Raw genomic sequence first — 12,254 nt, forward strand, 5'->3', positions numbered from 1 at the left:
CAAAGTTTTATATCTTTTAATCTCATCGATATTATCCTCCCATTTTAATCTGCGGCTCAAATGACCGCGGCTTTTCGCGATATATCATATAACTGTTTGCATTGCTGATGTGACTTAAAGCTGCATAAGGTTTCATGCAATTCAAGCAAAGTATGCTTCTTATTTCCATATTATTCTCCAACCTCTACAACTTTATCTCCAATTGATATCTTATTATTGTGGTGCAATAATTTACTATTCTGCATTAATTATAGCATATTTTGTAAAAATTGTATTATTCAATTTTTAAAGAGCATTTTTATAATTTGCTACGTCATTTCTACAATTTATGCAAATTCCTTTATTGATTCCGGAAACAAAATAGTAATCAACTTATTCATCAATCTTTTCCGATTTCTAGTCACAGTACTCTGATCTTTCTCCAGTCTTTCAGCAATCCTCTCATCTGTTTCAAGTTTATCTTTTTGTAAATTCAAATATTTTAATTGTATAATATCAAAGTATTTATCTTCTCTAATCTTATCCAAAGCATTTTCTATTCTTCTCAAGTCTCTTTGAGTCTCTAATTTTTCTGCCTTATATTTTTCTATAAGCTGTATGTACCTTTCTTCTGAACTTATACCTCCACCTGAAGTTTGATAAATCACTATTGATCCGCTGGATTTAGGTAATCCATTCTGTTTAATATTCTCTGTATCCTCATCTTTCTGCTTAATCTCATCTTTCAAATTTTCATAGTTGTAAAGTAATAATTCCACTCTCTTATAATAACCCAATTCTTTCTCAATCATATTTTGAACTCTTAATTCTGCAACTATAGCTTTAGCGGTTTCCATAGCTGTTTTTTCTATCATCTTATTTACATTTACAGAAGTCTTATTCTCCTTCTTTGAATTATTATTTACATTTGCTTTTAGCATAGCTCTCGCCTCCCTATATATATTGATAATCCTTTTTAAATCAAATATAATAAGTATATGGTTGCAGGGGGAGCGAAAGCTCTCTTTTTTTTATGTCTACTTCATTTTAGGCTTATACCATTCAATTTGTATATTTGATATACACATACATTTAGATCTATTATCACTAAAAATGCAATTACCACAACTATATCCTCATAGCTTTCACAATATTTAACCAACAATTTATGCAATATCATTGCTAATATATTTTTCATCACTTTTCCTCCCATCTATATAGTTCACAACTTTTTTTATTACGAAAGTTATAGGAGCCTCTTTCTAGGAACTTATTTTATTAGTATTTAGTATCATTTAAGACTAATGCTCATATAATAGTAACTTTGTGATATACTCTCTTCATTTTTCATAGTTTCCCTTTTCCCCTTTGTTGGGGCTTTTTTTGTGTACTTCATTAAAACTAAATATTAAAAAAATCACAAATTCAATCTCTTGAATAATGCGATTTTAAAATTTATTATTTAATTTTATTGATTCATAATTACCTACTATTACGTTTTATAAGAAATTTGTATAGTAATATTTATTATAAATGTTTAACCATTTCATAAGGGGCTATTTCTTTAAAACCCATAGCTGGATAAAATCTTTGTGCTTCAACATAACCAGATGAAAATTTCGTGTATATCGTATCAATACCTTTATGTTTAGCAAACTCTTCTGCCTTATTATAAAGTTTCTTGCCTATTCCTTGCCTTTTTATTGTAGATTTAACAAAGAGCCTCTTTAACCACATTTCATTTTCTGAAATGATTTTTGTTCCAATTGTTCCTATAACTCTGTTCTCATCATCAATTGCTATCCAAAACATGTTACCAGTAGAAAAATAATTAGCAATAATATCAAGCAAATCATTGTTTAATCGCGGTATTCTTCCTAAAGCATCTTTCGCTTCTAAAATCATAAATATCATATCATCTCTATATTTTTGCTCAAATAGCTTAATTTCCATTTTTATCCTCCATTTTTGTAACTCCATTATTCGCCTTATACGAATGTTATGAATTATCTTTATTCCTATAAATTTTGACTAAAAAATATATATTGTATATTATTCCTATGATTATGGGTATTAACGGATAATTATATATTGTATATAATTTATGTAAGCTGCCATGTATAACATCAATCTTCAAACTTAAAAGTGAGTATTCGACACTATTTATATTCAGTGTTTCCGCAATATACTCAGGTTTATAAAGAGCTTGGTTCACATCTCTCATAAAATTTACAGTTGTTAGTATAGTAAAAACTAAAATATATAAATTTCTGCTTATAACTCGTAAACTTAATTTGTTATTCATCATTAAACATCCCTTCATAATTCAATAATATAAATTATATTTTATAATTATAAATAATGATCAAAATTAATATTTTTTCTTTGACTATACTTACTATTATAGACTCATTGTACTATAAATTGTAAATGTAGGATTATTCAATTTTTAAAGAACATCTTTTTAATTTGCTGCGTGAAATCTACATCTTGAATATTTATTTTAAAATTTGACATACTACTAAATGAAATATTTTTTAATAATCGTATTGCAAAAAATAACTAATGAGCTCCTCTTTGCAGGAGCTTATTTGTGGTTTGCATTAAACATAGATGTTCAGTTGTAATATCTATGAAAAGGGGACAATTTATCTTATTCATTAATTTGATTTCTTTATTATAATGTTCTGATAATTAGAAGGCAAATCTAAATAATAACTTTTAATATGCTCAAACTTTTCAATTGTAACTTTATCTCCACCTTCTATTTTTAAAGTAATATTATCATCCCCAATATTAAGATGGGGTCCAATATAAGAATCTACTTCAAGTTTTAACCTAAAAGAAAAGGATCTATATCCCATTAGCCTGTCAGCATTTAACACATGAACATAATATGGTGCGACAATTGGCGGCTCTGTCAAGAAATTTTTGTAATAGTCATCCACAGACTTTTGAATATCTGGAATGAGTAGTGAAACAAAGATATCTTGATATAATTCTTCTCTTGACTGCTTTGTTGGGTTAAGTATACTGTCTGAATTTGATAAATTCTTTTGCGTAGATTGAATCCATGCTCCATCTGAACCTATGATATATCCATTAATGGTTGTATCATGTACCATATAACCATCTTGTCCAAAATAATACCATTTTCCATCAATCTCTTTCCAACCTACTGACCATGAACTTCCTTCTGTATTCCACCAACCATTTGAATCTTTTTTCCATTCCGCACTTGCCCCTACTGGATTTAATACCAATACCGAAACCACTAGTAATAGTGAACTTGATATTAATTTTATTATTTTCACTTTTATTTACCCTCACTCCATTTTTATTTCTGTACCACTATTTACTATTACGTTTTATTTTAGAATTAAGTAATAAAAAATATCGCAATATTTATTTCTCGGAATAATGTGATATCTCAAACTGCTATTTATTTTTGTATGCACAACAGTAATAGCATTCTTTTAGGCATTTTACTTCACGTCTCTCATAATTCAAGGCTTCGTATTTCTACTACTTAAAATTATTTATTAACATTTTCTCAATCTTAGTTAATTTTGAAAAAATATAAATATTATCTAATATTTTGAGAATAGGTTTTTCTTTTTTAATATTGCTTAAGTATAAGCATCTGGCATCAAATGGGCTAATTGAAACTTCTAACATTACATCTGTGATGCCCTCTATTTCTTGATCTATTTGTTTTTGTCTTATAAAATACAAAAATTTTTCTAATGCTTCTTCCTTAACTTCTGTTTCAATAATAGATTTATAATATTGTACCGCTCTTGAATCAGTAGTCACCTTAACTTTGTATATAAGACTTTCATAGGATGTAGTAACTCTCTTTTCCATTTTGTCTAGAATTTCATTTAAGTTATCATCCTCTTTGTATTGTGTTAAACTAATACCACTACATATCATTATATTGATTTCCACCCTCAATTCTATACGGCAATCAAATTCTAAAATTAAAGAACCCTCTTGTTTCTTCTTAAACAAATCTAAAAAATATTCCATTGCTTCATTTCTATCATAGGTCTGTAATTTAACATCTTCGTATCGCTTAAGGCCTTGGAAGTCATATACAATCTTATAGTACGGTCTAGATTTTCTTATCATATTTTGCATCCCCTATATTAATAATAAGTTTCATTTATTATTTCATACACATTTATTTTCATATAGATTATTATTCAAATTCATCCAATCGCTACAAATTTAGTACTGTAAAAGTTAGTTCTATAAAAATATATTTTACCATCATATATTAATAATAACATATACTGCAAATGCCACATTATCCACTTTCCAAAGAACATAATTTATATTAATTGCTTCGTTAAATACTAAAACTACTGCCGATGCTTCTTTAATTAAATTAATACTTAACTCACCAGTATGAGATTTACTAAAACTTTGAATATTTATGCTGTTTAAATCCCTTAAATTATAAGGCATTAACTAATTATGATAAACTTACAAAGTTAAAAATTAAACGCACAAACAACCTCTTCATCTTTTCCTATTACTGGATCTCCTTCAGTAAGCCTTATCATATCATCATTTTCATCTTCATCAATAACACTAATTTCATTATTCTTTTCTTTTTTCTTAGGTTTACTTTTATTTCTTACCTTCTTATTATCTAAGGAAGTTACTACATAATCAGGTGAAGCTTCTTTGCCTTTACAATTTTCCATATTTAATTTTTGAATGTTTTCATTCTTTGTTTCCGTTTTATCTATATTACAGCTATCTGTAGCTAAGTTTGCCTTTATTTCCTGGCTGCTTTTATTATCAGTATTAATGGCATTTTTATTATTTATAATATCATTTTTTATATCAATTACCTTATTATCCTTATGTTTATTATCACCTTCAACATTGGCATTATCTTCAAAGCTGCTATCTTGCTGTTCTTTTTCATTAGTTCCAGCTTGTTCTGCCTTATCATTATTTTGGACTTTTTCTCTTGGCTTAATATTTTGGTGCTTTGCAAAATTTTTTACTTTATATACTTTATCTAGAGTAAGTTCAACCATTTCTAAATCTATGAAAGTTTTTACAGCTAATTCTATTTCAGATACTTCTCTATTGAACTCTATCGCCAAAGTCTCTAAAGTATATGGTATATTTCTAGATAAAAATAATTCTCCTTCTAAATTTACCTTACCTGCTAAAATTACAAGTCTGGTCCAAACATAATTTATAAGATCTCTCTTTTCCATTCTATCTATTATTTTAAACTTTGTATCTTCATACATATTTACATTGAATTTAACACATTTTCTTTCTCTCATTTTTAACACACTCCTATATAAATAAATTATCTATATAGGATATATGATTAAAAATGAAAGTTACTAATATAAATTAAAAATTTTTATATGTTTTGCCGTATAAATTAACTCTTAAAACAATTATTTATCAAACAACTGCTCCATTATCACATTTATTTCCCCACGCATCAATTAGATCATCATTTTTATAAATACAAATAATTTCACAATTATTTGCACATTTTCCACATTCTACACCTCTAGTTTCAAAATTCATTTCCACTATATCAAAATCAAAATCTTGTTCTTTTCCTGAATTTTTTGCAAGTATTGCTACTCCTAGTGCCCCCATTAAATGTGCATACTTATCAACATAAATTTTTTCACCTGTTTCTTCTTCAAATGCTTTTATTACTCCGATATTTTTACTAACCCCACCTTGAAATACAATTGGTGCTTTTATTCTTTTTCCTTTTCCAACATTATTTAAGTAATTGGTAACAACAGCTCTACATAGTCCAGCTACAATGTCTTCTTTTTTATATCCTATTTGAGCTTTATGCACTAAATCAGATTCAGCAAAAACAGTACATCTAGCAGCTATTCTAGTTGGTTTTTTTGATTTTAATGCAAATTCTCCAAACTGCTCTACCTTGAGTCCAAGCCTTTCTGCTTGTGAGGATAAAAAAGAGCCTGTTCCTGCTGCACATAAAGTATTCATTGCATAATCAACTACTATCCCATCTTCTATTAAAATAATTTTGGAATCCTGCCCTCCAATTTCAAAAATTGTTCTTACATCAGGATAAATAGAAATTGTTCCAATTGCATGTGCTGTAATTTCATTCTTAATAACTTGTGCGTTTAAAATCGTTCCTATTAATTTTCTTGCTGAACCAGTTGTTCCTACCGCTTTGACTTTAATGTTTTTTCCTTCAACTTGTTTTTTTAAGTCATGAATTACTTCTTCTACGGCATTAATAGGGTCCCCTTCCGTCCAAATATACTTTTCTGCTATTATTTTATTATTTTCATTTACTATTACACCTTTTGTAGATATAGAGCCTATATCTACTCCTAAATAACATTTATCCACTTTTGCTTCTCCTTTTTCATCATAAGCATGTCATAAAATGCTTCCAATCTTGTTTTTATTCCAGTTTCAGAGGTTTGTGAATCAAAACTAAAATACAATACTGGCATTTTATAATCATTACTTATGTTTTGTAATATTGGCATTGCATTAACTTCTGGCGTGCATCCAAATGGTTTTACATGTATGACCCCATCATATCCTGCTTCTGCCAATTGTTTTGTTCGGGCTACGCTGTCAGTACCATCAGCCCCTATGGCATATTTTAAATATTTGCCAGAAATCTTAATTAATTCTTTTTCTTTTGGATGATTTTTAAATAAATATGTAACTGTTATAAACCTTTTTACTTCAATTCCTTTTTTAGCTAACTCCTTTTCAACAAAATAAGTGCTAAATGGTTCCATTGAAGTATATAATTCTCCAACAATACCAACTCTAATTGGATTTTTAGGCTTATTAATTTCTAAATTCCTAAATAAGGTATTATATTTTTCATATATTTTATGTATATCCCTAAAGCTTTTGACTGTTTTTATTTTATTAAAAAAATCTTTTTGTAACCGCTCAAAGCTTCCTTTCACAACTTCAAATCCTATATTTTCTCTAATATACTCTTCTATTGCATCTATTTTTTCAACAATTTTTAAGGTGAGCATAAAATAATAAGCAAACTTTGAAAAAGAAAGTTTTGTATTTAGTTTTGCAAATGTACTATATGCTGAAAAAGGATTTACATGATCAGTATCTAAAATACTTAAAAATTCAAAGTCATAACCTAAATCTCTCAATATTTGTTCTTGTACTTCTCCATAATAACCGAACCTGCAGCCTCCACCAGCCTGTATTAAAAAATTTGCACCTTTTTCTAACGCTTCTATGTAATTTCCTAGATTATACTTAAAAGGAACGCAAACAAAATCCGGACTATATTTTGAACCCAACTCTAAAGTTCTTTTGGTTATTGGGGGAGATATTAATATTTTCATATTTAATGTATGCTTTATTAAAAATTCTATTGCAATATAATAATTTCCCATATGTGGGAAACTGATTATTCTTTCTTTATTGACCATTTCTTACTTCCTTCCTATTTTTCTTTTCTTTAATAATATCAATAAAACTTTCTATCCTCGTATGCAATCCTGCTTCTCCCTGCAATTCGTCTAGTATAATATTTGTCATAGGTATTCCTTTAACTTTTCTAATGCATAATTCATTTACCAGAGAGTCTGGTCCACATGGAAATGTAGAAATAAATATAATTCCATCAATCTTGTTTAAATAATATTCAATTGCACCTATTAATTCTTTGTTATATGTCCAATATAGGGTATTGGAAATTGCTTTTGACTTTTGAGAGGCTTGTTTCTTATCAGCTACATCTGCATAAATAGGTACAACATCAAAGCTCTCTAAATATTTAATTATTGGATATCCTAAGAATCTATCATATATATTATATGGATGTGAAACTATTAGCATTTTCATTTTGTCAGTGTTATTTAACAACTGCTCTTGCTCTTTAGATCTCTTCTGCTCATAAAAGTTATAAGCTTTTCTAGCTTTTAAATATGCTCGTAATACAGTTATAGGATTTTCTCCTAATACTTTGCCCATTCTCATAAATGCTTTAAGCTCGCCTTCATTTTCTTTTACATCTATGTTATAGTCTAAAAATTTTACATTATTAAATGTATTATTTACAATATCGTACATTGCATTAAATTTCGTGCAAACAACTTCCTTTTCACCGAAGTTAACAATTCTAGGAATCAGTATATAATCAACTTTATCAATTAGGTAATATACATGCCCCATATAAATCTTAGCCGAAAGACAGCTTTCATCTATTGAATTAGTTACACCATCCTTTAATATCTGTTTATTCGTTTCAGGACTTATTAAAATTTTACATCTTAATTCCTTAAAAAAAGTTTCCCATAAGTTTTTGTATTTATAATATAAAAATGCTCTTGGTATTCCTATTACAATATTTTCTTTCACAACGCTCATCCTTTCAAAAGAATATAACACAATAGTAATTTTGACCAAAAGAAAATAAACTTATTCATAAAAGATTTGAAAAATAGAGAGCCAATGTATATATGGTATGCGTTATATTTTGTGAATTATGTTATAATAAGTGTTATTAAAAACTATAATCTAATTAACAATAGTGAATTTTAGCGAATTAAATAAAAATTCATTCTTAATATAAAACCAACAGATTTAATACAAAATCTTGGGAAGGAAAATGATTATGAAATTTGAGTTATTATGCATTGATATGTTTCAAACATTAGTAAATGTAAATACAAGAATACCATTTATATGGAGAAGAATATTAAAAGATGAATATAGTGAAGCCATAGCATATGAATGTGTGAAATCGGTTAGTAGGAATGTATTTAACGGATTTCATCAAAGTGCTTCAAATTGTACAGAATTCGTCAATCTAAAAACTATGTTTAAGCCATTTTTTCAAACAGTATTTAAGGAAATAAATTTTTCGTCTGATGTTGATGAGGCGATTCAGATTTTTATGAATGAGCATACAAAAGCAGTACCTTATGACGATGTCAAGAATTTTTTTGAATCATTAGAGAATACAATTCCCATTTGTTTAGTTACTGATGCTGATTATGAAATGGTTGAACCAATAATAAAGAACTACAAATTTGATGAAATATTTATATCTGAAAAAGTAATGTCATATAAAAATGAGCCAAAAAGTAAAATATTCAAAAATGTTTTAGAGCATTACTCCATAAGTCCTGAAAATGTTTTGCACATAGGAGATTCTTCATCAGATATTATTGGAGCAAATAGAGTAGGTATAAAAACTTGTTGGATTAATAGAGAGAATGCGACATGGAATTATTCCCCTTATCCTGATTACATAATCAAGTCACTTAATGAAGTGGCAAGCATTATTGATTCAAATATCAGCAAATTAACATAATTTCAAGAGAAGTTAATTCGCAAAATGATTTTGTTGTGACGTAAATGTATAATGTTGTAAAATAGTAATTAGATTATTAATAATGTAATGAGGTGAGTTTTGTGAAGGTTACTGATTATTCCAAAATAGCAGATAAATATGATAAGAACAAGTACAGACAAAATGTTAATCAAGACCTTTATTTAAAAGAATTTATTAAAAAATGTGCAAAGGATGAATATAATATTTTAGACTTAGCCTGTGGAACAGGCATTTATCTTAGTAATCAAATGTCATATTTCCCAAATGATAATATTAACTGGCATGGATTAGACGCTTCTAAAGAGATGCTAAGTATCGCTAAAGAAAAGGTTAAAAATGTTGATTTTGTAAATGAATTAGCAGAAAATATGTCTTATGAATCAAATAGATTTGATTACATTGTAAATAATTATGCCTTTCAGCATTTTACTAAAAAAACACAAGCATTGGATGAGATATATCGTGTATTAAATAGAGATGGAATTTTCAAAATGCATAATATATCAGTATATGATATGAAAAATTGGTGGATATATCAATACTTTCCTAATGCATATGATGAAGATATAAAAAGATTTTGGACAAAAGAATTAATTTATAACGAACTTGCTAATAGAAATTTTGATGTTAATTTGGAAATAAAATATAATATAAAAACCGAAAAACTATCTAATTTGTTAGACTATGTAGAAAATAAAGATATTTCTATTTTAACATTATTGAGAGATTCTGATTATAAAAGTGGGTTAGAAAAAATGAGATATGAAATAAATAATAATCCAAATACTACAATAGTTTGCGACTTTGCTGAAATGTTTTGTATTGCAAAGAAACTATAATATGCATTTTTCATTTATTGAATCCGCTATATTCTTATAGTTTAAATTAAGTAATTATTATATTGAAATAAAAGAAACTCATAGAGGAGATAATTATGCTTCAAAGGCATATAATATTATTAAAGATTTAGCAATTGCACATGGAATGAGTAGAATTATAATAACTTGTAACCAAGAACTTTCCATCTCGAAAAACTTGTGAAAAAGTAAGCCTTAAACTTAAACGGATAGTGGATTTGCCACAATATAATGAAATGTATCAAGCAGATGGATTACAGAAATGGCATTCTTACTTACGGCTAATGCATTCATTGGTACTATTGACTGGTGGTTAAAGTCAAAATGTGCTCCTGATTCAGAGAAAATCGCTTACTTATTTAGATCTTATTTTAAAAATGGATATGTAGGAATGCTGAATAAAAATTAATGTTGTAATTCAAATTTTTCATAAAAAAGACTAGACATTTCTAATTCACTTGAAATATCTAGTCTTATATGCTTTATTAGTTTACTATTCTCCCAATTTAATGATGCAATCCTTCTTATAAAATGAAATACCATATTTAATTATATTTTCATAACCTTCCTGCCTAAGCTCCTCATCATATTTATTCTTTTCTATTTGGGCTAAGGCTTCATCACACATTTTATAAATATCTTTTGGTTCTTTACATATCTTAAGTTCCATTATTACTGCCGGATCAAATATTGATGGTGATTTTATATAAATATCACTTCTCCCATCTCCTGATTCTCTGTTTGACTTTACTATATAATCGTGCATATTTGCGAGTACTCCTACCACAAAACCATGATAGGCATATAATGCTTGGCGAGGTACGAGCTTAGCAGTATAGCCCGCATTTCCGCAGGAAATGTGTTCCTTTTCCTCCCAGCATATTATAGTTTTTTTTAGAATCTTATTAAGTTCCTTTTGAAAAGTTTCACTATCTTTATTAAGTATTGAAGTATATAAAACACTTAAATCCTTTGTTTTTATCTTTTCTTCAAACCACTTTAAGATTTTTGTTCTAAAAATATACTTCACTTCTCTATTTGGTATACTTAATTCTATATAACGATTATCTTCATCATCCATTCTCTCACTAACTTTTTTGAAATAACCTGTGAAAAACATAAAATTCCACAAATTGTCCATTGAATCATAAATTTCATCATATGTTATATCCTCATGGACTAACTTTTCTATAGTTTTCCCTTCAATTAAGAGCTCTATTTCCTGCTTTGTTTTAGTGTCTGCCTTTTCTACAAGACTCTTAACTATACTGTTTGAGCTTGTATTTGCCCAATAGGATGATGGAAATGTATTTTTACTAACTACCAAATCTTTTACAAATCTAACTGCACTCCATGGATTATAAACTTCAGCATCTCCAAAAATATATCCGTTATACCATTCTTTTATTAAGGTTTCTTTTTCATTTAGCTCATAATCTCTAAGTATTTTATTTACTTCATTTTGGGTAAATCCAAAATATTCATCATAGGATTTATTCAAAATTGAAATAATCTCCAAGTTATTTAAACCTGTAAATATACTTTCTCTTGAAATCCTTAAGCACCCTGTTATCACTGAAAATTCTAACGAAGAGTTTGTTTTTAATGCCGATTCAAAAAGTGATCTTATAAAAGCAATCATTTTATCATAGAAACCTTCAAAAAATGCATTTTCAAGTGGAACATCATATTCATCTATAAGTATTATCACTTTTTTTTCATGATACTTTTCTAAACATTGTGATAAGAACTTTAGTGATGTTACATAAAGTGAATCTTCATCTTCTGCTTTTGTAATTCTTAAGTATTTTTCTTTTTCATCATTTAGCTTATTACCTTCTAAAACATAATCATGGCGTCTGAATTCATCTACAAGTTCATCTTTAATACATTTTAATGCCAATTCAAAGGTTGGCTGCTTAGCAGATTTTAAGGACAAATTAATCACAGGGTACTGTCCTATATGAGAAGTATACTTTTCTCCTGCTTTCATTATATTTAAACCTTCAAAAAGGTACGAATTATCTTTTTCACTATTCTCAAAG

General features: G+C 27.7%; 14 protein-coding genes. 3 read left to right on the forward strand and 11 right to left on the reverse strand.

What is annotated here, in order from left to right; all coding sequences use genetic code 11:
- Positions 1 to 31 precede the first annotated feature (31 nt).
- The 10 genes from CLOBL_RS28250 to CLOBL_RS24925 form a co-directional block, all read right to left on the reverse strand.
- A complete protein-coding gene (locus CLOBL_RS28250; RefSeq protein ID WP_179117832.1) occupies positions 32 to 169 on the reverse strand; it encodes a hypothetical protein in 138 nt (45 codons plus the stop codon).
- 157 nt (positions 170 to 326) lie between these two features.
- On the reverse strand, positions 327 to 920 hold the full coding sequence (locus tag CLOBL_RS24880) for a hypothetical protein (RefSeq protein WP_077861464.1): 594 nt from the start codon (positions 918 to 920) through the stop codon (positions 327 to 329).
- 101 nt (positions 921 to 1,021) lie between these two features.
- Positions 1,022 to 1,180 (reverse strand): hypothetical protein, encoded by a 159-nt coding sequence (locus CLOBL_RS28255; protein WP_179117831.1) that lies wholly within the window; start codon positions 1,178 to 1,180, stop codon positions 1,022 to 1,024.
- Positions 1,181 to 1,506: 326 nt separating this feature from the next.
- Positions 1,507 to 1,932, reverse strand: a complete 426-nt coding sequence (locus tag CLOBL_RS24885) for a GNAT family N-acetyltransferase (protein WP_179117833.1) — start codon at positions 1,930 to 1,932, stop codon at positions 1,507 to 1,509.
- A 707-nt stretch (positions 1,933 to 2,639) separates the two neighbouring features.
- A complete protein-coding gene (locus CLOBL_RS24895) occupies positions 2,640 to 3,293 on the reverse strand; it encodes a DUF3888 domain-containing protein (protein ID WP_077861467.1) in 654 nt (217 codons plus the stop codon).
- Positions 3,294 to 3,504: 211 nt separating this feature from the next.
- On the reverse strand, positions 3,505 to 4,113 hold the full coding sequence (locus CLOBL_RS24900; protein ID WP_077861468.1) for a hypothetical protein: 609 nt from the start codon (positions 4,111 to 4,113) through the stop codon (positions 3,505 to 3,507).
- A 365-nt stretch (positions 4,114 to 4,478) separates the two neighbouring features.
- Positions 4,479 to 5,294, reverse strand: a complete 816-nt coding sequence (locus CLOBL_RS24910) for a phage replisome organizer N-terminal domain-containing protein (protein ID WP_077861470.1) — start codon at positions 5,292 to 5,294, stop codon at positions 4,479 to 4,481.
- A 127-nt stretch (positions 5,295 to 5,421) separates the two neighbouring features.
- A complete protein-coding gene (locus CLOBL_RS24915) occupies positions 5,422 to 6,369 on the reverse strand; it encodes an acyl-CoA dehydratase activase (protein ID WP_077861471.1) in 948 nt (315 codons plus the stop codon).
- On the reverse strand, positions 6,351 to 7,442 hold the full coding sequence (locus CLOBL_RS24920) for a 2-hydroxyacyl-CoA dehydratase (protein ID WP_077861472.1): 1,092 nt from the start codon (positions 7,440 to 7,442) through the stop codon (positions 6,351 to 6,353). Before CLOBL_RS24920 ends, CLOBL_RS24915 begins: the two co-directional genes overlap by 19 nt.
- Entirely contained in the window at positions 7,432 to 8,373 is a 942-nt protein-coding gene (locus tag CLOBL_RS24925) for an acyl-CoA dehydratase activase-related protein (RefSeq protein WP_077861473.1), read from the reverse strand. Before CLOBL_RS24925 ends, CLOBL_RS24920 begins: the two co-directional genes overlap by 11 nt.
- A 256-nt stretch (positions 8,374 to 8,629) precedes the next feature.
- Between CLOBL_RS24925 and CLOBL_RS24930 the strand changes: the two genes are divergently transcribed.
- From CLOBL_RS24930 to CLOBL_RS24940, 3 genes are all read left to right on the forward strand, one after another.
- Positions 8,630 to 9,331: an HAD-IA family hydrolase gene (locus CLOBL_RS24930; RefSeq protein ID WP_179117834.1), complete on the forward strand. Its 702-nt coding sequence runs from the start codon at positions 8,630 to 8,632 to the stop codon at positions 9,329 to 9,331.
- A gap of 101 nt (positions 9,332 to 9,432) precedes the next feature.
- The gene (locus CLOBL_RS24935) at positions 9,433 to 10,191 is read left to right on the forward strand and encodes a class I SAM-dependent methyltransferase (RefSeq protein WP_077861475.1); all 759 of its coding nucleotides are present in this window, start codon (positions 9,433 to 9,435) and stop codon (positions 10,189 to 10,191) included.
- A 280-nt stretch (positions 10,192 to 10,471) separates the two neighbouring features.
- Positions 10,472 to 10,618, forward strand: coding sequence for a hypothetical protein (locus CLOBL_RS24940; RefSeq protein WP_242953917.1), 147 nt, complete (start codon positions 10,472 to 10,474; stop codon positions 10,616 to 10,618).
- An 84-nt stretch (positions 10,619 to 10,702) separates the two neighbouring features.
- Here the strand turns inward: CLOBL_RS24940 and CLOBL_RS24945 are convergent.
- Positions 10,703 to 12,254, reverse strand: a 1,552-nt coding sequence (locus tag CLOBL_RS24945; RefSeq protein WP_077861476.1) for an AAA family ATPase, incomplete at its 5' end; no start/stop codon positions are given.

Origin of the sequence: Clostridium sp. BL-8, from assembly GCF_002006495.1 — a bacterium.
Taxonomy (GTDB): Bacteria; Bacillota; Clostridia; order Clostridiales; family Clostridiaceae; genus Clostridium.